12 protein-coding genes are annotated in these 22,312 nt (G+C 73.9%); 7 read left to right on the top strand and 5 right to left on the bottom strand.

The features are described 5' to 3' along the window. Window positions 1-41 precede the first annotated feature (41 nt). From ACIBF7_RS17855 to ACIBF7_RS17845, 3 genes are read right to left on the bottom strand one after another with little or no spacing between them, the layout of a single operon-like run. Entirely contained in the window at window positions 42-1,268 is a 1,227-nt protein-coding gene (locus tag ACIBF7_RS17855; RefSeq protein WP_148030360.1) for a ribonuclease D, read from the bottom strand. 45 nt (window positions 1,269-1,313) lie between these two features. Further along, window positions 1,314-1,910, bottom strand: coding sequence for a DUF3000 domain-containing protein (locus tag ACIBF7_RS17850; RefSeq protein WP_148030361.1), 597 nt, complete (start codon window positions 1,908-1,910; stop codon window positions 1,314-1,316). 60 nt (window positions 1,911-1,970) lie between these two features. After that, window positions 1,971-2,174, bottom strand: a complete 204-nt coding sequence (locus tag ACIBF7_RS17845; RefSeq protein ID WP_148030362.1) for a hypothetical protein — start codon at window positions 2,172-2,174, stop codon at window positions 1,971-1,973. Between the two features lie 323 nt (window positions 2,175-2,497). Between ACIBF7_RS17845 and hemE the strand changes: the two genes are divergently transcribed. Next, window positions 2,498-3,496, top strand: a complete 999-nt coding sequence (gene hemE / locus ACIBF7_RS17840) for a uroporphyrinogen decarboxylase (protein WP_271279336.1) — start codon at window positions 2,498-2,500, stop codon at window positions 3,494-3,496. 5 nt (window positions 3,497-3,501) lie between these two features. Here hemE and ACIBF7_RS17835 read toward each other — a convergent pair whose 3' ends face one another. After that, a complete protein-coding gene (locus ACIBF7_RS17835; protein WP_397197594.1) occupies window positions 3,502-4,410 on the bottom strand; it encodes a DUF4349 domain-containing protein in 909 nt (302 codons plus the stop codon). Window positions 4,411-4,531: 121 nt separating this feature from the next. Between ACIBF7_RS17835 and hemG the strand changes: the two genes are divergently transcribed. Further along, window positions 4,532-5,944 carry a protoporphyrinogen oxidase gene (gene hemG / locus ACIBF7_RS17830; RefSeq protein WP_271279331.1) on the top strand — a complete coding sequence of 471 codons (1,413 nt, stop codon included), beginning with the start codon at window positions 4,532-4,534 and terminating at the stop codon, window positions 5,942-5,944. After that, a complete protein-coding gene (hemQ, locus tag ACIBF7_RS17825) occupies window positions 5,941-6,642 on the top strand; it encodes a hydrogen peroxide-dependent heme synthase (RefSeq protein WP_148030366.1) in 702 nt (233 codons plus the stop codon). The genes hemG and hemQ overlap by 4 nt, the downstream gene beginning before the upstream one ends. 15 nt (window positions 6,643-6,657) lie before the next feature. Here the strand turns inward: hemQ and ACIBF7_RS17820 are convergent, their stop codons facing one another. Then, on the bottom strand, window positions 6,658-7,881 hold the full coding sequence (locus ACIBF7_RS17820; protein WP_397197593.1) for an MFS transporter: 1,224 nt from the start codon (window positions 7,879-7,881) through the stop codon (window positions 6,658-6,660). A 195-nt stretch (window positions 7,882-8,076) separates the two neighbouring features. On the opposite strand from ACIBF7_RS17820, the gene ACIBF7_RS17815 reads away from it, so the two are divergent. The 4 genes from ACIBF7_RS17815 to ACIBF7_RS17800 are packed head-to-tail and all read left to right on the top strand — an operon-like array spanning window position 8,077 to window position 22,307. Continuing rightward, on the top strand, window positions 8,077-10,044 hold the full coding sequence (locus ACIBF7_RS17815; RefSeq protein WP_397197592.1) for an amino acid adenylation domain-containing protein: 1,968 nt from the start codon (window positions 8,077-8,079) through the stop codon (window positions 10,042-10,044). Further along, entirely contained in the window at window positions 10,041-11,810 is a 1,770-nt protein-coding gene (locus ACIBF7_RS17810; protein ID WP_397197591.1) for a carbamoyltransferase, read from the top strand. The genes ACIBF7_RS17815 and ACIBF7_RS17810 overlap by 4 nt, the downstream gene beginning before the upstream one ends. Next, on the top strand, window positions 11,807-15,892 hold the full coding sequence (locus tag ACIBF7_RS17805; protein WP_397197590.1) for an amino acid adenylation domain-containing protein: 4,086 nt from the start codon (window positions 11,807-11,809) through the stop codon (window positions 15,890-15,892). The genes ACIBF7_RS17810 and ACIBF7_RS17805 overlap by 4 nt, the downstream gene beginning before the upstream one ends. Further along, window positions 15,882-22,307, top strand: a complete 6,426-nt coding sequence (locus ACIBF7_RS17800) for an amino acid adenylation domain-containing protein (protein ID WP_397197589.1) — start codon at window positions 15,882-15,884, stop codon at window positions 22,305-22,307. The genes ACIBF7_RS17805 and ACIBF7_RS17800 overlap by 11 nt, the downstream gene beginning before the upstream one ends. Window positions 22,308-22,312 lie beyond the last annotated feature (5 nt).

Below are 22,312 nucleotides of genomic sequence, written 5' to 3'. Positions count from 1 at the left end.
CCGAACCGTACGGCGGAGCCGCCTGAGGCGTCAAGAGCCGCTCAGCCCTCGCTCGCGGACTCCAGCCTGGCCAGCGCCTTCGCGATCGGGTGGGCGGTGAGTGAGAGCTGCCACTCGCGGGCGCCGAGCTTGCGCAGGCGGGCGGCGACGCTCTCGTCGGTGATGTCCTCGGGCGGCTCCCACGTGAGCCTGCGCACCGCGTCGGGCTGCAGCAGGTTCTCCGTGGGCATGCGGTGCTCCTCGGCCAGCGCGGCCACCACGGCGCGCGCCGCCGCGAGCCGCTTGGCGGCGGCCGGGTCGCGGTCGGGCCAGCGGTTGGCCGGCGGCGGCCCGTCGCCGGGCGTGCTCGGCTGCGGGAGCTGGCTGTCGGGCAGGTTGCGCGCCCTGGCCACGGCGGCCAGCCAGTCGTTCATGTGGCGGCGGGCGCTGCGCCCGGTGAAGGCGGTGATCTCGGTGAGCGCCTTCTTGGTGCGGGGGACCTCCAGCGCGGCCGTCACGATCGCGGCGTCGGGCAGCACCCGGCCGGGGGCCAGGTCGTTCTCGCTGGCGATCCGGTCGCGCATGGTCCACAGCTCGCGCACGATGGCCAGGGCGCGCACGTTGCGCACCTTGTGGATGCCCGACGTACGCCGCCACGGGTCGGCCCGCGGCATCGGCGGCGGCGTGTTGAGCACCGCCTCGAACTCCTCGCGCGCCCACTCCAGCTTGCCGGCCTCCGCCAGCTCGCGGTGGAGCGCGTCACGGAGCTCCACCAGCACCTCCACGTCGAGCGCGGCGTAGCGCAGCCACGCCTCGGGCAGCGGCCTGGTCGACCAGTCGGCGGCCGAATGCCCCTTCTCCAGCCGCAGGCCCAGCACGGTCTCCACCATCGTGCCGAGCCCCACCCGCTCGTAGCCGAGCAGCCGGCCCGCCAGCTCGGTGTCGAAGATGTAGCGCGGCCGGAAGCCCAGCTCCAGCAGGCACGGCAGATCCTGGGACGCGGCGTGCAGCACGATCTCCGTCTCGGCGACGGCCGCGTCGAGCCCCGACAGGTCGGGGCAGGAGACCGGGTCGATCAGCGCGGTGCCGGCGCCCTCGCGGCGCAGCTGCACGAGGTAGGCGCGGTTGCCGTAGCGGTAGCCGGAGGCGCGCTCGGCGTCGACGGCCACCGGCCCGGAGCCGGAGGCGAACGCCTCGACGGTGCGGGAGTAGGCGGCGTCGTCGGCCACGATCGGCGGGATGCCGTCGCGCGGCTCCAGGAGCGGGACGACGGTTCTCTCTTCGGTCATGAGGTCACCGCCCTCGTGACACCGGTGCTGTGTTGTCTGGTGCCCTCACGTCGTTCGGTCACTCTCCGGATCTTCGGGTCTGCGGGGCATGGCGGCCACGTCAGGGGGAAGCGGCGGGATCCCGGCAGCCACGCACATGAGGTCGCACCAGGCGGCGACATGTCCGGACAGATCCTCCTGCGCGGGGGACCAGGACGCCCGCAGCTCGAGCTCGGTGGTGACCGGATCGTCGGCCTTGTTGCCGAAACCCTCGGACACCGCTCTTGTCACGGTACCGCCGGCGGCGGAGTAGTCGGCGTGGTGAGCGTCGAGCGCTTCGGTCAGCCAGCTCCACGCGACCGGCCCGAGCATCGGGTCGGAGGTGATCTCCGGCTCCATGTCGGCCCGCACGTAGGCCACCAGCCGGAACGGCCCGTCCCAGCCGCGCTGGCCGTCGGGGTCGTAGAGCAGGATCAGCCGGCCGACCGCCAGCTCGTCGTCGTCGCGGTAGACCGAGGCGCCGATGGCCGCCGAGTGGGGGGCCAGGCGCTGCGGCGCGGGCAGCTCCTCCAGCTCGATCTCCGGCCTGACCTCGGCCGGACGCAGGCTCTCGACCGCGCGGAGGAACGCCGCGGGAGCCGACGGCCCGTCACCGAGGGTCATAGTCGAAGAGTAGGCCGGAGCGGGACGGAAGGGGACCACGGGGGTGCTCATCTTGCGTGGTCACACCGTCGCCAGCAGGCGGACCGGGCGGGCGGTCTGAGCCGAACCGAGGAGGATCGCGTGGCCGCACGAGACGCAGGCCCACTCCGGGCACTCGCCCGGCTCGTGCCCGTCGGCGCAGCCCGGCTGCTCGAACGGCCGCTCGCCGGCACAGGACGCGCAGTGCTCGCTGCGGCACTCCGCGGAACTCCACAACGCTGTCATGAACCGGGGCCTTTCTTCGGGTCGTGGCTCCGACGGTGGCACGAGCGACTGACATTTCCGCGCAACGCGCTCGGCGTGTCCCGAAAGTGGATGCCGAATCGATGCCGCGCGGTGCCTTTGCCGATAATTGGCCCACCCGAGACCGGCATCCGGCCGTCCCGAGGGGCGACCTCGACCCCGCGGGCCGGCGTTGAAACGTCCACCCCCACATCTGATCATGAATCGGGGGTGAACCGGCGGGATTTTCCGCACAACGCGCCGATGGCGGGACCGCCACCCCGTCATGGCACCCTTGAAGGGTGAACCTCGACGACTCCGCCTTCCTGCGCGCCTGCCGCCGCCAGGAGGTCCCGCACACCCCTGTCTGGTACATGCGCCAGGCCGGGCGTTCGCTGCCCGAATACCTCAAGGTGCGCGAGGGCGTGCCCATGCTCACCGCCTGCGCCACGCCCGACCTGATCGTCGAGATCACCATGCAGCCGGTCCGCCGCTACGGCGTCGACGCGGCCATCTTCTTCAGCGACATCGTGGTGCCGCTCAAGGCCATCGGCATCGACCTCGACATCAAGCCGGGCGTCGGCCCGGTCGTCGCCGACCCGATCCGCGACCGGGCCGGGCTCGGCGCGCTGCGCCCGCTGGAGCCCGGCGACGTGCCGTACGTCACCGAGGCGATCGAGGCGCTCACCGGCGAGCTGGGCGGCACGCCGCTGATCGGCTTCGCCGGCGCCCCGTTCACGCTCGGCTCCTACCTGATCGAGGGCGGGCCGTCCAAGAACCACGACCGCACCAAGGCCATGATGTACGGCGAGCCCGAGCTGTGGCACGACCTGATGGACCGGCTGGCCGGCATCGTCCTCGAACACCTGCGCATCCAGATCCGGGCCGGCGCCTCCGCCGTCCAGCTGTTCGACTCCTGGGTGGGCGCGGTGGCGGCCGACGACTACCGCGAGTTCGTGCTGCCCCACACCCGCCGCATCTTCGAGGGCCTGGCCGGCCTCGGCGTGCCGCGCATCCACTTCGGCGTCGGCACCGGCGAGCTGCTGGGGCTGCTCGGCGAGGCGGGGGCCGACGTGGTCGGCGTCGACTGGAGGGTGCCGCTCGACGAGGCGGCCCGCCGGGTCGGGCCGGGCAAGGCGCTGCAGGGCAACCTCGACCCGGCCGTCCTGCTGGCCCCGTGGGAGGTCGTCGAGCGCAAGGCCCGCGAGGTGCTGCGGCGCGGCGCGGCGGCCGAGGGCCACGTGTTCAACCTCGGCCACGGCGTGCTGCCGTCCGTCGACCCCGACCAGCTCAAGCGGCTCACGGACCTGGTCCACGAGTTCTGAGCGGGTCAGGCCGCCGACGGGTCCGGCGCGGGTGTCCTGCGACGTCGCCGCCGCCGTACCATCACCAGCGCGAGCACGACCGGCGGGGTGATCACCGCCAGCCACGGCAGGGCCGCCCCGAGCGCCGTGACCAGCACCATCAGGAAGTCCACGAGAGAGTCCCAGCCCGCGCGCAGGCCGCCGAGGAACCCCGCGGGCTCGTCGGCCGGCAGCGCCACCGCCGCGGCCGGGCCCACCAGCCGCAGCGTGAGCGTGGCCATGGCGGTCTGCTCGGCCAGGCTCTTGCGCTGGGCCTGCAGCGACTCCAGGTCGGCCGCGCGGGTGGCGATCTCGCGCTCCACGTCCAGCACCTGGCCGATCGTGTCCGCCTTGGTGAGCAGCGTGCGCAGCGACTCGAGCGCCCGCTCGGCCGACTTCACCCTGCTCTCCACGTCGGCCACCTGGACCGTGACGTCCTCCGTCTCCTGGTTCAGCGACAGCCGCTCGCCCAGGTCCCGCCCGAGCCGGTTCAGCACGTCCGGGTAACGGGCGGGCGGGATCTTGAACTCCAGCTCCGCCGACGCGCTCGCCCGCTCGGACGATCGGCTCTCCTCCTTGGCCAGATGGCCGCCCGCCCCGGTGACGGCGTCCTTGGCCTGCTGGGCGGCCGCCGTCACGTCCTTGACCCGCACCGTCATCCGGCCGGTGTAGATGACCTGCCGGTCCTGCCGGGTGACCTCCACCCCGGAGGCGGGGTTGCGCCCGCCGGAATCCTGCTTCTGGGCTTCGGCCCTGGCCGGAGCCTCCGAGGCCATGACGGAGGCCTCGCCGGTCGCGTAGGCCGGGGCGGCCGCGGAGTCGGCCGCCGACCCGCCGCCGCCGGCGCAGCCGGTCACCAGCAGGGCCGCGCACCCCGTCACCAGCGCGGCGATCATCTGTGCTCTCCTCATGCCCCTGAGACGGCTCCCGGCCTGGGCCGGTTTGATGGCAAGGATCACGTTACGGTCACGCCCCCGAGCAGCTGACCGGCCCTCCGGGGCGGTAGCGTCGGAAAGCGTGGAAGGTAATCGGGCACACGTGGCCGTCATCGGCGGCGGGATCTCCGGCCTGGCCGCCGCCTGGCACCTCAGGCAGAGCGCGGGCGAGCGGGTCAAGGTGACGGTGGTCGAGGGCGCCCCCCGCATCGGCGGCAAGCTGTACGCCACGGAGGTGGCCGGGGTGAGCCTCGACGCCGGCGCCGAGGCCATGCTCGCCAGGCGGCCGGAGGGCAAGGACCTCGCCGGGGCGGTCGGGCTCGGCGACGACCTGATGACCCCCGGCGCCGCCTCGTCGGCCATCTACACCAGGGGCGCGCTCCGTTCGCTGCCCAAGGGCCAGGTCATGGGCGTGCCGTCCGACCTGGCCGAGCTGGCCAGGTCCGGCATCCTGTCGGCGGGCGGCCTGCTGCGGGTGCCGCTCGACCAGATCATGCCCGCGACCCTGGTCCGCACCGACGTGTCCGTCGCCGCCTACATCCGGGCCCGGATGGGCGGCGAGGTGCTCGACCGGCTGGTCGAGCCGCTGCTGGGCGGCGTCTACGCGGGCCGCTCCGACATGCTCTCGCTGGAGGCGACGATGCCGCGCGTCGCCGCCGCGGCCCGGGCCGAGCGCTCCCTGCTCGCCGCCGCCCGCCACATCGTGGCAGAGACCCCGAAGGACGCCGGCCCGGTCTTCACCACGCTCCGCAACGGCATGGGCAGCCTGCCGGAGGCCGTCGCCAAGGCGTCCGGGGCCGACGTCAGGACCGGCGTCACCGTACGCGAACTGCACCGCACCCCGCACGGCTGGCGGCTCGTCGCCGGGCCGGTGCCGAGGCCCGAGACCATCGAGGCCGACGCGGTGATCGTCGCCGTGCCCGCCCCCGCCGCGGCCCGCATGCTGAAGGCCGAGGTGCCGGGGGCGGCCGCCGAGCTGGCGCGCGTCGAGTACGCCAGCATGGCCGTCGTCACCCTCGCCTACCCTGCCGGCGCCTTCCCCGAGCGTCCCGCGCGCAGCGGCTACCTGGTGCCGCCGGTCGAGGGGCGGGCCGTCAAGGCGGTCACGTTCAGCTCGGTCAAGTGGCCCCACCTCTCGCGCGACCTCGTGCTGGTGCGCTGCTCGATCGGCCGGATCGGCGAGGAACACCTGCTGCAACGCGACGACGCGGAGCTGGTCTCGGTGGCCATGGCCGAGATGAGCGAGGTCATGGGAGCGCGCGGGCTCCCGCTCGACACCCGCGTCACCCGGTGGGGCGGAGCCCTGCCGCAGTACAACGTGGGTCACATCGACCGGGTGGCGCGCGTGCACGCCGCCGTCGCCGGGCAGCCGGCGCTGGCGGTGTGCGGGGCCGCCTACGACGGGCTGGGGATCCCCGCCTGCCTGGCGACCGCGCGCACGGCCGCCTCCCGGATCCTGGACCACCTGTCCCGACGAGGAGAATCGACATCATGACGCAGGACGCAGCGCGGCCGAAGGCCCGCGATCTCAATCAGGTGATCCGCTACACCATGTGGTCGGTGTTCCAGGCGAGCGCGCCTGTCACCGGCGCCCGCGACGCGGTCGGCGAGGAGGTCGAGGAGCTCCTGGAGCAGGCCGCGGGCAAGGACGTCGTCACCCGGGGCCTCTACGACGTGGGCGGGTTCCGCGCCGACGCCGACTTCATGTTCTGGTGGCACGCCCCGACGGCGGAGGCCCTGCAGGAGGTCTACTCCCGCTTCCGCCGCACCGAGCTGGGCCGCCACAGCCGCCCGGTCTGGTCGGCGATGGCGCTCCACCGGCCTGCCGAGTTCAACAAGTCGCACATCCCGGCGTTCCTGGCCGAGGAGGAGCCGCGGGCCTACGTGTGCGTCTACCCGTTCGTCCGCTCGCTGGAGTGGTACCTCCTGGAGGACTCCGAGCGCCGGGCGATGCTCGCCGAGCACGGCCGGATGGCGCGCGACTACCCCGACGTGCGGGCCAACACCGTCTCCTCCTTCGCGCTCAGCGACTACGAGTGGATGCTGGCGTTCGAGGCCGACGAGCTGCACCGCATCGTCGACCTGATGCGCACCCTGCGCGGCGCCGAGGCCCGGCGGCACACCCGGCTGGAGATCCCCTTCTACACCGGCACCCGCAAGCCGGTCCGCGAGCTGGTGGCCGATCTGCCCTGAGCCTTCCCGGCTGTCTCAGCGGGTGACCGCGTCCTGCTCGGCGTCCGGCGACTCCGCGGCCGGCGGTTCGTCCGGGCGGCCGGTGCCGAGGACGAGCGCCGCCAGCAGCACCACCGCGCAGACCACGCCCAGCATCACCCGGTAGTCGAGAGCCGCGATCAAGCTGGCGCCCACGGCGATGGAGGCGACCTGCGGCACGGTCACCCCGAACTCGAACGCGGCGAAGACGCGTCCGCGCAGGTCCTCCGGGGTGCGCCGCTGGAGCGAGGTGGTGGCGCCGATGACGATCCACGGCGCCGCCACGCCCAGCACCAGCATGCCCGCGATGACCACCGGGGCGATCGGCACGGTCAGCAGCAGGCTGCTCGCGCCGACCATGGCGAGCGCGACGACCACCAGCCCCCGCTCGCCGGCGCGGCGGATCACCCCGCCCGCGAGCGCGCCGCCGGCGATGGTGCCGACCGCCTGCGCCCCGGCGAGCACGGCGAGGAAGGTGGCCTGGCGCGCCAGCCCCTCGGTGACGACGGCGATGGCGATGGACTCGAAGAAGCCGATGACGAGCATCGTGAGCGCGCAGGCGATGACGAGCCTGCGCAGGTTGGCGGCGTCGCGCAGGAAGCGCAGCCCGCCCGTGGTCTCGGCTATCAGCGACTGGCCGGTCCTGGTGGGGCGCGGCTCGGAGACCCGGATGAGGAGTACGGCCACGGCCGCCACGACGAAGACCACCGCGTCGATCACCACGACGACCTGGGCGCCCTGCCAGACGAACACCCCGGCGCCGATGATCGGGGCGAACACCCGCAGGAGGCCGCGCATCGCCTGCACCGTGCCGTTGGCGTCGCCGAGCTGGTCTTCCGGGACGACGGCGGGCAGGAGGGCGTTCTGCGCGGGTCCGGTGACGCTGCCCAGCGCGCCGTACAGGAACATGATCACGTAGACGAGCCAGACGTCGTCCCGGTCGTCGACCAGCAGGAGCAGGAGGACGACGGCCGCCGAGGACAGGTACGAGGCGGCCAGGAGCGGGCGGCGGCGGAAGCGGTCCACCAGCAGGCCCGACAGGGGTAACACCAGGCTGCCGCCGGCGAAGGCGAACATGACGAGCCCGGCGGCCGGCGTGCTTCCCGTGAGCGTTTTCACCCAAATGGCCATTGCCAGGAAAAGCGCGTAGTCGCCGAGATTGGAAAGCACGTCACCGAGAATGTAGAAGCGCATCTGCGGGCGCTTGAGTAGTTGCGCCATTTTCGGCTCTCTTCCCATCGCGGCTGCTTATCGGGCGTCACTGTAACACCGGCCGGAGGCGGCCCGGCCCAACCTGGCGCGAACTTGCCACCTTGCCGTCCCCCTGCTCGTGGCGGGGCGCGACCCCGGGATAGCTTCCTGCTCAGCACGCGGAGTTTCGTGGAATTCCCACTCTTGCGAATTGGCGTGGTCCACATGGAAAATCAGATATTCGAGGCCGCGGAACGGCTCGCGGATAAACTCGACGTCCCTTCCGGTGCGGTGGTCGCGGCGGCCGGGCTGGTGGTGCTCGCCCGCCGGGCCGGCGCCGATGAGCTGAGCGGTGAGATCTGCGGGCACGAGGTCCGGCTGCCGTGGCGGGCGCCCCTGAGCGCGGTGGCCGGGCACGCCGCGGCCGTGCCCGGGGTGGCAGGTCCGGTGGTGCCGGTGAGCGCGGGCGGGCGGACTCTCGTGGCCGACCTCGGCGCCCGCTCCGTCGAGGCGGAGCCGCTGCTGCGCGGGCACCTGGCCGCCGTCCTCGCCGCGGATGCCGAGCAGCCGGCGGGGCGGGCGTGGCTGTGGGGCGAGGAGGACGAGCGCGTCGTCGCGGGCGCCCACACCGAGCGCGCCTGGGACACCGAACGCACCGTGGCGTCGATGATCCGGGAGCACATGGTCTCCCGGCCCGGCGAGGTGGCCGTCGAGCAGGGTGGCGAGGTCGTCACGTACCGGCGGCTCGGCGAGCTGACGGCGGCCGTCGCCGCGGGCTTCGCGCGGGCCGGGGTCGCCCGGGGCGACCTGGTCGGCATCGGCCTGCCGCGCCGGATCGAGACCATCGCCGCGCTGCTGGCCACCTGGTCGCTGGGCGCCGGGTTCCTGCCGCTCGACCCGGCGCACCCGCCGCTCCGGCTGGGCCGCCAGCTTGAGGCGGCCGGAGCGCGGTACGCGGTGCTGCCGTCCGGCGTCGACGTCCCCGGCTGCGTCCAGCTCAGCCTGGACACCGGCACGGAAGCCGCGGTCACATCGCCCGGCCTTGACACCGGCGCCGGAGCTGCGGCCACACCGCCCGGCCTTGACACCGGCGCCGAAGCCGCGGTCGCACCGCCGGACTTTCCGGTGGAGCTCGACGGTGTCGCCTACGCGCTGTCCACGTCGGGTTCCACCGGCACGCCGAAGGCGGTCGCCATCCCGCACGCCGCGCTGCGGCATTGCGTGGGCGCCATCGCTCACCTGATCGGCGCCGACCGTCCGCGCGTCACCTGCATGGCCACGCTGACGTTCGACATGTCGACCATGGAGATCTTCCTGCCGCTCGCGACCGGCGGCCGCCTCCTGCTGGTCGGCGAGGACCTGCAGCGGGACCCGGAACGACTGGCGGCCTGGCTCTCCGGCAGGCGCCTGGACCTGGTCCAGGCCACGCCCACCACCTGGCGGATGACCGTGCCGTACCTGGAGCCGGGCAGCCTGGCCGGCGCGGACGTCATCGCGGGCGGCGAGGCGCTCAGCGCCGCCCTGGCCGCCGGGCTGCAGCGCACCGGAGCCCGCGTGTGGAACGGCTACGGGCCGACCGAGACCACCATCTACACGGTCCTCCATCACGTGCCCGATCCGCCGGCGGACCCGGTGCCGATCGGCAGGCCGCTGCCCGGCATCCGCGCCGCCGTGCTCGACCAGTGGGACCGCGCGGCCCCCGTCGGGCAGATCGGCGAGCTGGTGCTGAGCGGCCCGCAGCTCGCGCTCGGCTACGTCGGCGACCCCGCGCGGACGGCCGCCGTCTTCCAGGAGCATCCCGGCCTGGGCCGGGTGTACCGGACCGGCGACCTGTGCGCGTGGCGCCAGGACGGCACGCTGGCCTACCACGGCCGCGTCGACCACCAGGTGAAGCTGCGCGGCCAGCGCGTCGAGCTGGAGGAGATCGAGTCCGTCGCCGAGCGGCACCGGCAGGTCGTCAGGGCGGCGGCGGTGGTGGTGGAGCACAGCGCCAACGACAAGCGGCTGGTCCTGTACGCCCAGGCGGACGGCCTGCGCGGGGCCGAGCTGCGGGAGCACCTGGAGCAGTGGCTCCCGCGCGCGCTGATGCCGCAGCACGTCGCCATCCTGCCCGCCCTTCCCCTGACGGGCAGCCAGAAGATCGACAGGTCCGCGCTCCAGACGCACGCGGAGACCCTCGTGGAGGCGCGATGAGAATCCTGGGTATCAGTGGCCTGCACGACTCCGAGGAGTTCAAGCGGCGCGAACTGCCGGGGCTGTCGGAGCGGGAGTACCGCATCAGCCAGGGCCGCGACTCGGCAGCGGCGCTGGTCGTGGACGGCCGGATCGTGGCCGCCGCGGCCGAGGAGCGGTTCACCGGCGACAAGTCCACCGGCCGCTTCCCGGTCAACGCCATCAGGTTCTGCCTCGACAGGGCCGGGCTCGGCCTGGACGACCTGGACCTGATCGGCCACGGCTTCGCCCACGAGCGGTCCGAGCTGGAGTCCGGCGACGGTTACCTGGCCAGGCGCTTCACGGAGGTGTACGACCCGGAACGCCAGGTGGGCTGGTTCGCCGAGCACTTCCCCGGCGCGGCGGTGCGCTCCCGCTTCACGCCGGTCCCGCACCACCTGGCCCACGCGGCCAGCGCCTACTACGTGAGCGGGTTCGACGACTGCCTGGTGCTCGTGGCCGACGGCCGGGGCGAGACCGACAGCCTGACCGTGCTCGCCGGGACCGGCGGCAAGCTGGAGGTCCTGCACACGGTCCCGGCCATGCACTCGCTCGGCACCCTCTACGGCGTGTTCACCCTGTACCTGGGCTTCGAGATGGCCCTCGACGAGTACAAGATGATGGGCCTGGCGTCGTACGGCGACCGCACCCGCTACGAGCGCGAAATGCGGCAGCTGGTGCGCCTGCGCCCCGGCCCCGAGTTCGCCCTCCCGCTGCTGGCCCGCGACGGCGACCTGCTGCAGCGCGAGACGCACCGGGGCGTGCTGGCCGTACTGGAAGAGACGTTCGGACCGGCCAGGGAGCCGGGCGGGCCGATCGAGCGGCGGCACATGGACGTCGCGGCGGCGGCGCAGGCGGCGCTGGAGAACTGCCTGCTGCACGTGCTGCGGCACTTCCGCCGCCAGACCGGGCTGCGGGACCTGTGCTACGCGGGCGGTGTCGCGCTCAACTGCACGGCCAACGGGCTCATCCTGCGCAGCCGCCTGTTCGACCGGGTCTTCGTGCCGCCGGGCGCGGGCGACGACGGGACGGCGGTGGGCTCGGCGCTCTACCTGCACGCGACGCGCAAGCCGGAGACGCCGATCCAGCCGATGCGGATGCCGTACTGGGGCACCGCGTACGAGTCCGGCGAGATCGCCGAGCACCTGGCGGCCAGGGAGGACGTGCGGGCCCGGCGGGTGACGGACGAGGCGGAGCTGCTGGCGGAGACCGCCGAGGCGCTGGAGCGGGGCGAGGTGGTGGCCTGGTTCCAGGGCGGCATGGAGTTCGGCCCGCGCGCGCTCGGCTGCCGCAGCATCCTGGCCGACCCGCGCGAGGCGCGCATGCGCGACCACATCAACAACCTGATCAAGAAGCGGGAGGACTTCAGGCCCTTCGCCCCGGTGGTGACCGAGGCGGACGCGTCGACGTTCTTCGAGATCGGGCGCGGGCGGGAACGGCAGTACGCGCACATGCTGTTCACCACGCGCACCCGCCCCGAGCACCGCGACCGGCTGGGCGCCGTCACCCACGTCGACGGCACCGCCCGGGTCCAGGCGGTCGGATCCGACGCCAACCCTCTCCTGCACGGACTCCTGGAGGCCTTCGGCGCGCGCACCGGGATGCCCGTGCTGCTGAACACCTCGTTCAACATGCGCGGCCAGCCGATCGTGCGCACGCCGCGCGAGGCGGTCGACACCTTCCTGCGCGCCGGCCTGGACCGGCTGGTCATCGGCGACCACGTGGTGCTGCCGGGGAGCACGACGTGAACCGCGCGACCACGCTCCCGGCCGACGTGGCGCCGACCGTACGGCCCGGCTACGTCCGCGGGCGCCTGTCGGCCGGCCTCTCCGTCCCGGCCGCACCGGGGACGCCCCTGGCCTGGCTCGCGGCGGCGGCGATGGCGTTGATCGCCGCGCCGGACTCGGACGAGGTCATGGTGGGCGCGGCGGGCGCGGTGGGCGCGGTGGGCGCGGTGGGCGCGGCGGGCACAGCAGGCACGGCGGGTGCGGCGGGAGGCGGGCTGGTGGCCCTGAGTTCCGCCGTGCACGGCCAAACCCAGCTGGGCGACCTGCTGAGCTCCGCCTCGGGCGACGGCGCCCGGCTGGGCGGGGACCGGGACGACGAGCCCCGGATGCTGGTGGCGGCCGGGATCGGGCGGGCCGAGGCCCAGCGGGTGGCACTGGAGCTGCGTGACTGCGACTGCGTGTTCCTGCTGAACGACGCCGCGGACGGCTGGCTGCTGGAGTGCGACTACGACGCCGACCGCTACACCGAGCCGGCGATGCGCTGGCACCTGGACCGCCTGGAGACGCTCCTGCTGCTCCTGGCCGAGGAGCCGGACACGCCGCTGGCGGATGTGGTGGTCGCCGCCGAACCGGTGGCGGCGCCCCGGGACTGGGACGAGACCCCCTACGTCGCCCCGCGCACCCCCACGGAGCGGACGCTGGCGGCCATCTGGGCCGAGGTGCTGGAGGTGCCCAGGGTCGGCGTGGACGACGACTTCTTCGCCGTCGGCGGCCATTCCATCCTGGCCGCCATGGCCCTGAGCAGGATCCGCGCGGCCTTCGGCGTCGAGGTGCACTTCGACGAGCTGTTCACCGCCCCGACACTGGCCGCCTGCGCCAAGGTCGTCGAACGCGCCGCGGCCGGCCCGGCCCGCCCGCTGACCGGCGCGTCCGGGCCCGCCGTGGCGTCGCTGGAGCAGGAGCGCCTGTGGTTCCTGGAGCAGTGGCGTCCCGGCACCGCGCTCTACAACGTGCCGCTGGTGCTGGAGCTGACCGGACCGGTGGACCCCGACCGGCTGGGCGAGGCGCTGCAGCGCGTGGCCGACCGCCATCCGGCGCTGCGCACCGCGTTCGAGGGCGTGGACGGCCGGCCGCGGCCGCTGACCCGCGACGCCGAAGTGCCGTGGCGGCGGGAGGAGACCGACGACCGGGCGCACGCCTGGCGGCTGGTGCGCGAACACGTCGCCGAGCCGTTCGACCTGAGCGTTCCGCCGCTGGTCAGGGGAGGGCTGGTCAGCTTCGCGGCGGACCGGCACCTGCTGTACCTGTGCATCCACCATCTGGCCGTCGACGGCTGGTCGCTGGGTCACCTGCTCGACGACCTGGGCACGGCCTACCGCGGGCTGCCGCTGCCGCCGCCGGACGAGTTCGGCTACGCCGACTACGCGGCCTGGCAGCGCGGCCGTCCCGTCGCCGACGACCTGCGGTGGTGGCGTTCCTATCTGGCGGGGCTGCCGCCGGTGCTGGAGCTCCCTGGTGACCGGCCGCGCCCGGCGGTGCAGAGCTTCCTCGGCGGCACCGGACGCCGGGTGCTGCCGCCGGATCTGGCCGCGGCCCTGGCGGACTTCGCGCGGTCGCGCTCGGCGACCGTGTTCGACGTGGCGCTGTCGGCCTTCGCGCTGCTGTTGCGCCGCTGGACGGGCCGGAGCGACCTGCCCATCGCCACCCCGGTGGCGGCCAGGCCGCTGCCCGAGCTGGAGCCGCTCGTCGGCTTCTTCGTCAACACCCTGGTCGTCCGCGCCGACGTGAGCGGCGACCCGAGCTTCGCGCAGCTCGTCGAGAGGGTACGGCACAGCGCGACCGCCGCGCTCGGCCACCAGGAGCTGCCGTTCTCCCTTCTGGTGGAGGCGCTGCAGCCGGAGCGGGCGCTGAGCCACGCGCCGGTGGTGCAGGTGGCCTTCGCGCACTACCGGCCCTCGCACCACGACTGGGAACTGGCCGACGGGCTGGCGGCACGGCTGCGGCAGGCCGACACCGGGACGGCCAAGTTCGACCTCATGTTCACCCTGCACGAGGCGCCGGGGGAGATGCTGCTGGAGGTGGAGTACGCCGCCGACCTGCTGGACGCGGCCACCGCCGACCGGCTGGCCGACCAGTGGCTGGAGCTGGTGCGCGGGCTGCTGGCGGGGCCGGGGGAGCCGGTGTCGCGGATCGGTGTGCTGCCTCCCGGCCAGCGACGCCGGCTCACGAGCTGGGCCCGCGCCGCTGACGAGCAGGCGAGCTGGGACCGCGTCACGGACGCCGGTGCCACGATCCCGGAGCTGGTCGCCCGGCAGGTGGCCGATCGCGGTGACGCGGTGGCCGTGTCGGCGGGACGTGTCCAGCTCACCTACGCCGAGCTCTGGGCCAGGTCCGGAGCGCTGGCCGCACGGCTCGGGCCGCGTCGCGGCGAGCTGGTCGGCCTGGCCTGCCACCGCGGCGCCGACCTGGTCGTCGCCATGCTCGCGATCCTGCGCACCGGTGCGGCCTACGTGCCGTTCGACTCTTCCTACCCGGCGGCCCGGCTGTCCTTCATGATGGAGGACACCGGCGTGGGCACGCTCGTCGGCCACCGCGACCTGCTGGCCGCGCTGCCGCGTACGGGAACCGAGACGATCGCGATCGACGGCGACCTGAGCCCGGCGACCGGACCCGAGGTGCCGATCCGTCCCGAGGACGCCGCCTACGTCATCTACACCTCCGGTTCCACGGGCCGCCCCAAGGGCGTCGTCGTCCCGCACCGCGGCGTCGTCCGCCTGGTGCACGGCGCCGACTACGTCCCGCTGGACACCACGACCGTGCTCGCCCAGGTGTCCAACGCCTCCTTCGACGCCATCACCTTCGAGGTCTGGGGCGCGCTGGCCAACGGCGGCAGGGTGGTCGTCGTCCCGCCCGCGACGGTCCTGGCGCCGTCGGCGCTGACCGAGCTGCTCCGGGCCGAGCACGTCACCACGCTCTTCCTGACCACCTCCCTGTTCAACGCCGTCACCACCGAGGAGCCGGGCGCCTTCGCCACCGTCGACCACCTCTGCGTCGGCGGTGAAGCGCTCGACGTGGCCAGGGTGGGCGAGGTGCTGCGCGGCGGGCGCGGTCCGCGCACCCTGTACGACGCCTACGGCCCGACCGAGGTCACCACCTTCTCCGTCTGCCAACCGCTCGCCGAGCCGCCCACCACCCGGGGCCCCATCGGCCGGCCGATCTCCGGCACCACCGCTTACGTGGTCGACCTGGACACCGGTGACCTCGCCCCCGAGGGGGTGCCGGGCGAGCTGTGGCTCGGGGGCCCCGGCGTGGCCTGGGGCTATTGGCGGCGGCCCGGCGCCACCGCCGGTGCCTTCGTTGCCGACCCCTTCTCCGTCGAGCCGGGGCGACGGCTCTACCGCACCGGTGACCTGGCGCGCTGGACGCCCGCCGGGACCCTCGAATACCTCGGCCGCATCGACAGGCAGTTGAAGATCCGCGGATTCCGCGTCGAGCCCGGCGAGGTCGAGCTGGCCCTGTCGGCGCTGCCCGGCGTGCGGGCCTGCGCCGTCGTCGCGCGCAACCCGCAGGACGCCCCGGTGGAGCTGATCGCCTACCTCCAGCCCGCAGGCGGAGCCGGGCTGACGTCCGGGGCGGTGCGCGAGGCCCTGGCACGTGAGCTGCCCGATCATCTGGTGCCCGCCCACGTGATCCTGGTGGACCGGATCCCCTTCGGCCCCAACGGCAAGGTCGAGACGTCCTCGCTGCCGGTGCCCGAGGAGGGGCGCGCCGAGACCGAGGCGGTCGCCCCCGCGGGTCCGGTGGAGGAACTGCTCGCCGAGATCTGGGCCGAGGTGCTCGGCCTGGAGCGGCTGGGCGCCACCGACGACTTCTTCGAGCTCGGCGGCCACTCGCTGCACGCCGTCAAGGTCACCACTCGGGCCGAGCGCGCCCTGCGCACCTCGATGTCGGTCCGCGACCTGTTCCGGCACAAGACCGTCCGGCGTCTGGCCGCCGCGTTACGCGAGGCGGATCCCGACCGGCTGGACCGGATAGCCGCCATCGTCCTGCAGGTACGGCACGCCCGCGTGGGCGCGGAGGAAGAGATCGCAGATGCACACTGACCGCGCACAAGAGCTGCTGATCGACAAGCTGCTCGCCGAGGCAGGCCTCGGCGACACGGTCGCCGCCTCGCCGGCGGTGCCCCGCAGGCGGCCGGGCGACGACCCGCTGTCGTCCGGCCAGGAGCGGCTCTGGTTCCTCGACCAGTGGCGGCCCGGCACCCCCCTCTACAACGTGCCCGTGCTGCTGGAACTGCGCGGTCCCGCCGACCCGGAAGAGCTGCGCCGTGCCGTACAGGGGCTGGCCGACCGGCACGCGGTGCTGCGCACCGCCTTCACCGTGGGCGCCGACGGCCGTCCGCGCACGCGGGTCCACGAGCGGGCCGACGTGCCGTGGCGCCACGAGGAGGCGTCCGCCTGGGCGGACGCCACGAGGCTCGCCGGCGAGCGGGTCAGGGAGCCCTTCGACCTGGCGGCGGCGCCGCTGCTGCGCGCCGGCCTGATCAGCCGCACCGCCGAGCACCACCTGCTGTGGATCTCTTTCCACCACATCGCCGTCGACGGCTGGTCGCTCGGGCTGCTGCTGGACGAGCTGGCGGGCGGCGAGCCCGCCGAGCCTCCCGTCGAGTACGCCGACTACGCGGCGTGGGAGCGGGCCAGGCCGCTGGAGGAGGGGCTGGCCTGGTGGCGTGAGCACCTGGAGGGCCTGCCGCCGCTGCTCGAACTGCCCGCCGACCGCCGCCGCCCGCCGGTCCAGGAGTACGGCGGCGCCACCGAGCACTTCCGTCTTCTCGCCCCCGAACGGGTCCGCGACCTGGCCAGGGCGTCCGGCGCGACCGTGTTCGAGGTGCTCTTCTCGGCCTTCGCGCTGGTGCTCGGCCGCTGGAGCGGGCGCACCGACCTGGTGATCGGCACGCCGGTCGCCGGGAGGCCGGCTCCCGAGCTGGAGGAGCTCGTCGGCTTCTTCGTCAACACGCTCGTCGTCCGGGCCGACCTGAGCGGCGACCCCACCTTCGCCGAACTGCTGGAGCGGGTCCGCGAGTCGTCGGCGCAGTCGCAGGCGCACCAGCAGGTGCCGTTCGCGGCGCTGGTCGACGCGCTGCAGCCGGAGCGCGAGCTGTCACACCCGCCACTGATCCAGGTGCAGTTCGGCCTGCACAGGCAGGAGCGCTCCCGCTGGCGGCTGGGCGCCGCCGAGGCGGTCCAGCTGCCCGCCGACACCGGCACCGCCAAGTTCGACCTGACCGTCACCGTGGTCGACTGCGACGGCGAGCTGCGCGTCGAGCTGGAGTACGCGACCGCGCTCTTCGACGCCGGGACCGCGCGGCGGCTGGCCGACCAGTGGCAGACCCTGCTCGCCGGTCTGCTGGCCGCGCCCCACCTGCCCGTCTCGCGCATCAGCGGGCTGCCGGAAGCCGAGCAGCGGCTCATCGAAGGCTGGTCGGGCCCGGCCCGCCGGATCGAACCGGGCACGACCCTGCCCGGTCTGGTCGCCGAGCAGGTCAGGGCGCGGCCGGATGCCGTGGCCATCACCGACGGACCGCTGCGGCTCACCTACGCCGAGCTGTGGGAGCGGTCGGGCGCCCTGGCCGCGCGGCTGGGCTCGGGGCCGGGCGACCTGGTCGGCCTGGCCTGCCGGCGCAGCGCGGAGCTCGTCGTCGGGATGCTCGCCATCCTGCGCACCGGCGCGGCCTACGTGCCGCTCGACCCCGCCTACCCGGCGGCGCGGCTGGCGTTCATGCTGGCCGACGCCGAGCTGGAGATCGTGGTCACGCAGCGCGGCGTCGAGCTGCCGGACGGGGACCACCGCACGGTCCTGGCCGACGCGCCGGCCGCCGAGGCCGACTACGACGGCCGCGGGCCGGACCCCGGCGACCTGGCCTACCTGATCTACACCTCCGGCTCCACCGGCACGCCCAAGGCCGTCATGGTCACCCACCACAACGTGGTCAGGCTGCTGGAGAGCACCCGGCCCGCCTACGGCTTCGGCCCCGATGACGTCTGGACGCTCCTGCACTCCAGCTCCTTCGACGTCTCCGTCTGGGAGGTGTGGAACTGCCTGGCCACCGGCGGCCGGCTGGTCGTCGTGAGCCACTGGGAGAGCCGCGAGCCCGAGGCGTACTACGACCTCGTGGCCCGCGAGCGGGTGACCGTGCTGAACGCCACCCCGGCCGTCTTCCGCCAGTTCGTCGGCGTGGACGAGCGCCGGGCCGCCGAGCTGGCGCTGCGGCTGGTCGTCTTCGCGGGTGACGCGCTCGACCGGGACTCGGTGCGGCGCTGGTGGCAGCGCCACCCCGAGGACGCCCCGCGGCTGGTCAACATGTACGGCATCACCGAGACCACCGTGCACAGCACCTACGCCCCGCTCACCGGTGACCTGCTGGACGGGCGGACGAGCCCGATCGGCGTGCCCCTGCCCGACCTGGGCATCCACGTCCTGGACCGCGACGGGCTGCCGGTCGCGGCCGGGGTGATCGGCGAGATCCACGTCAGCGGCGACGGTGTGGCGCGCGGCTACTGGAAGCGGCCCGACCTGACCGCCCAGCGCTTCCTGCCGGACCCGTTCTCGGGCCGGCCGGGGGCGCGCATGTACCGCAGCGGCGACCTGGCGAGCTGGCGGCCCGACGGCACGCTGGAGTTCCACGGCCGCGCCGACCACCAGCTCAAGATCCGCGGCTTCCGCATCGAGCCGGGCGAGGTCGAGGCCGCCGTCTGCGAGCACCCCCGGGCAGGCCGGTGCGTCGTCGTCGCGCACGGCTCGCCGGAGCGACGCCTGGTCGCCTACGTCGAGTCGCGCGGCGAGCTGAGCGTCGAGGACGTGCACGAGTTCCTGGAGCCCAGGTTGCCCGCGCACCTCATCCCCTCGGTCGTGATCATCCTCGACGAACTGCCGCAGAGCCGCAACGGCAAGATCGACCGGGCCGCGCTGCCCGACCCCGCCGAGGAGCGGCCCGCGCTGGGCAGGGCCTACGTCGCGCCGCGCACGGAGACCGAGCGGGTGCTGGCCGCCGTCTGGGCCGAGGTGCTCGAACTGGAGCAGGTGGGCGTCACCGACAACTTCTTCCACCTGGGCGGCGACTCCATCCGCAGCGTCCAGGTGCTGGCGCTGGCCCGCGAACGCGGGCTCGACTTCGAGCTGCAGCGGCTCTTCCAGCTGCCGACCGTGGCGCAGCTGGCCACCGGCATCACGCCCGCCGCGCCGGTGGAGCGGGAGCGGGAGCTGTTCGCGCTGGTGTCGGAGCAGGACCGGGCCAGGCTGCCCGAGGACGTGGTCGACGCCTACCCGATGGCCGCGCTGCAGGTCGGGATGGTCTTCCACATGGAGTCCGACGACCGCATGCTCTACCAGAACGTCGACAGCTTCCACCTGCGGGCGCCGTGGGACGAACAGGCGTTCCGTGAGGCGACCGCGCAGGTGGTGCGGCGCCACGACATCCTGCGGACCTCGTTCCACCTCAGCGGCTACAGCGACATGCTGCAGCTCGTCCACCGCGCCGCCGAGCTGCCGATCGAGGTGGCGGACCTGCGCGGGATGGACGCCGAGGAGCAGGGGCGGATCATCGGCGAGCTGGTCGACCGGGAGCGCGAGCGCCCCTTCGACCTGGCCAGGCCTCCGCTGTGGCGCTTCTTCGTCCACCGGCGCGGCGACGACACCTTCCAGTGGACGCTGGTCGAGCACCACGCCATCCTCGACGGCTGGAGCCTGCACTCGACGATCGCCGAGATTCTGGAGCGATACCTCGCTCTGCTGAAGGACCCCGCCGCCGCGGCCGAGCCGCCTCCGGCCTCCACCTACCGCGACTACGTCGAGGCGGAACGGCAGGCGGTGGAGTCGGGCGAGGAGCGCGCCTGGTGGAGTGAGCGGCTGGCCGGCCTGGAGCGGCTGACGCTGCCCCGCTGGCCGGTGGAGTGCCCCGCCGACGAGATCGCCCCGGCGTACACGGTGGAGGACTGGACCCTTCCCGAGGGCAGCAGCGAGTTCTACGCCTGGCGCGAGACCAAGATCCCGGCCGATCTGTGCCAGGGGCTGGAGCGGACCGCCGAACAGCTCGGGGTGCCGTTGAAGAGCGTGCTGCTGGCCGTGCACCTGCGCGTGCTCGCCTACCTGGCGGGGACCGAGGACGTCGTCACCGGCATGGCGTTCAACGGGCGGCTGGAGGAGGCCGACGGCACCGAGTCGCGCGGCCTGTTCCTCAACTCGCTGCCGATCAGGGCGCGGGTCGGCGGCACCTGGACCGAGCTCATCAGGGCCGTCTTCGAGGAGGAGAACGCCCTGCTGCCGCACCGCCGCTTCCCCATGTCGCGGATCCAGCAGCTCGCGGGCGGCGGCCCGCTGTACGAGACGCACTTCGTCTACAACCACTTCCACGTGCTGAAGGACGTGCTCGACGGCGGCGAGGTCTCCTTCGTCGACCCCAAGCTGGACGCCTTCACCACGGTCCGGGTCGAGCCGACCAACTACCCGTTCGTCTGCGGCTTCCTGCGCAACCCGCGCTCGGGCACGGGGCTGCTGATGGGGCTCGACTTCCACTCCGGCGAGTTCGCGCCCGAGCAGGTCCGCCGCATCCGCGACTACTACCTCACCGCCCTGCACCAGGTCGTCGCCGACCCGCGGTCGCCGGTCGCCGCCGCGCCGCTGGCCGCCCCGGCCGAGCGGGCCCAGGTGGAGCGCTGGAACGCCACGCGGAGCCCGGCGCCGCTGGAGCGGTCGCTGGAAGAGCTGGTGGCCGAGCACGTACGGCTCAGGCCGGGAAGCGTGGCCGTGGCAGACGGAGAGGTCCGGCTGAGCTACGCGCGGCTGTGGGAGCGGGCGGGAGCGGTCGCCGGGCGGCTGCGCGGGGCGGGCGTGCGGCCTGGCGACCTGGTGGGGCTGTGCGCCGAGCGCTCGGCCGACCTGGTCGCGGCGATCGTCGGCATCCTGCGGGCGGGCGGGTCGTACGTTCCGCTCGACCCTTCGTACCCCGCGGAGCGGCTGTCGTTCATGCTGGCCGACACCGGCGCGGGCGTGGTGCTCGGGCACCGCCGCCTGCTGGCCGGCCTGCCGCTCTCCGAAGGACAGGGCATGCCCCTGGAGGAGATCGCCGAGCAGACCGGCACGGTGGAGGGGACGGGTTACGGCGGCGGTGACCGGGTGGCGAGCGTCGTCTACACCTCCGGCTCCACCGGCCGGCCCAAGGGCGTCGCGGTGGCGCACCGCGGCATCGTGCGCCTGGTGTGCGGCACCGACTACGTGCGGCTCGGCCCCGACAGCGTGGTGGCCCAGCTGTCGAACGCCTCCTTCGACCCGCTGCTGTTCGAGCTGTGGGGAGCGCTGCTCAACGGCGGCCGCCTGGTGATCGTCCCCAACGAGACGGTGCTGTCGCCGCCCCGCCTGGCCGAGCTGGTCAAGGCGGAAGGCGTCACCACGCTCGCCCTGGTCACCGCGCTGTTCAACTCGGCGGTCGGCGCGGAGCCCGCCGTGTTCTCCACTGTCGGCCAGGTCTACATCGGCGGCGAGCGCGTCAACCTGGCCAGCCTGCGCCAGGCGGATCACCCCGGCCTGCACAACATCTACGGCCCGACCGAGGTGACCAGCATCTCCACCTGCCTGCCGCTGGCGGACATCCCCGCCACCAACGGCCAGATCGGCCCGCCGATCGCCAACACCCAGGCCTGGGTCGTGAGCACGACCCTCTCCCCGGCCCCTGTCGGCGTGCCGGGCGAGCTGTGGCTGGGCGGCCCCGGCGTGGCCGTCGGTTACTGGCGGCGGCCCGGCCTGACCGCCGACCGCTTCGTCGCCGACCCGTTCTCCGGCACGCCGGGGGCCCGGCTCTACCGCACCGGCGACCTGGCCCGCTGGCGGCCCGACGGCACGCTGGAGTTCCTCGGCCGCCGCGACCACCAGGTCAAGGTCAGGGGCTTCCGGGTGGAGCTGGGCGAGGTGGAGGCGTCCCTGGCCGCGCACCCGGCGGTGGCCACCTGCGTGGTGACCGCGCCCGCGGGCAGGCTTCTCGCCTACGTCCAGCCGAACGCGGCCGTCAGCGCCGAGGAACTGCTCGGCCACCTCGCCGGACGGCTGCCGGAGCACATGGTCCCCACCACCGTCATGATCATGGACCGGCTCCCGCTGAACCCCAACGGCAAGATCGACCGCGCCGCGCTCCCGGTCCCCGACGCCGACCGGCCCGCCGCCCGCACCCCGTACGTGGCGCCCCGCGACCCCGTCGAGGAGGCGATCGCGGACATCTGGCGCGACGTGCTGCAGATCGAGCGGCCCGGCGTGGAGGACGACTTCTTCGAGCTCGGCGGCAACTCGCTCGACGCCGTCCAGATCGCCTTCCGCATCCGCACCGCGTTCGGCGTGGATCTCGGCATCAAGCAGATCCTGGCCGAACCCCGCATCTCGGCGCTGGCCGTACGTCTCGCCGCGGAGCTCGACCGGCTCGTCCTGGCCCTGCCGGACGACGAGCTCGCGCGGCTCCTGCCGTCCGAGTCATGAGAGGA

This window comes from Nonomuraea sp. NPDC050478 (assembly GCF_044458265.1).
Taxonomy (GTDB): Bacteria; Actinomycetota; Actinomycetes; order Streptosporangiales; family Streptosporangiaceae; genus Nonomuraea; species Nonomuraea ferruginea.
The sequence above is the reverse complement of the archived record's forward strand: the minus strand, read 5'-3'. Positions and strand labels throughout refer to the sequence as shown.

Bases quoted from the DNA above. Each gene is read 5' to 3' on its own strand.
- ACIBF7_RS17855 (WP_148030360.1), bottom strand. From the start codon at position 1,268: ATGACCGAAGAGAGAACCGTCGTCCCGCTCCTGGAGCCGCGCGACGGC.
- ACIBF7_RS17850 (WP_148030361.1), bottom strand. From the start codon at position 1,910: ATGACCCTCGGTGACGGGCCGTCGGCTCCCGCGGCGTTCCTCCGCGCG.
- ACIBF7_RS17845 (WP_148030362.1), bottom strand. From the start codon at position 2,174: ATGACAGCGTTGTGGAGTTCCGCGGAGTGCCGCAGCGAGCACTGCGCG.
- ACIBF7_RS17835 (WP_397197594.1), bottom strand. From the start codon at position 4,410: ATGATCGCCGCGCTGGTGACGGGGTGCGCGGCCCTGCTGGTGACCGGC.
- hemQ (WP_148030366.1), top strand. From the start codon at position 5,941: ATGACGCAGGACGCAGCGCGGCCGAAGGCCCGCGATCTCAATCAGGTG.
- ACIBF7_RS17820 (WP_397197593.1), bottom strand. From the start codon at position 7,881: ATGGCGCAACTACTCAAGCGCCCGCAGATGCGCTTCTACATTCTCGGT.
- ACIBF7_RS17815 (WP_397197592.1), top strand. From the start codon at position 8,077: ATGGAAAATCAGATATTCGAGGCCGCGGAACGGCTCGCGGATAAACTC.
- ACIBF7_RS17810 (WP_397197591.1), top strand. From the start codon at position 10,041: ATGAGAATCCTGGGTATCAGTGGCCTGCACGACTCCGAGGAGTTCAAG.
- ACIBF7_RS17800 (WP_397197589.1), top strand. From the start codon at position 15,882: ATGCACACTGACCGCGCACAAGAGCTGCTGATCGACAAGCTGCTCGCC.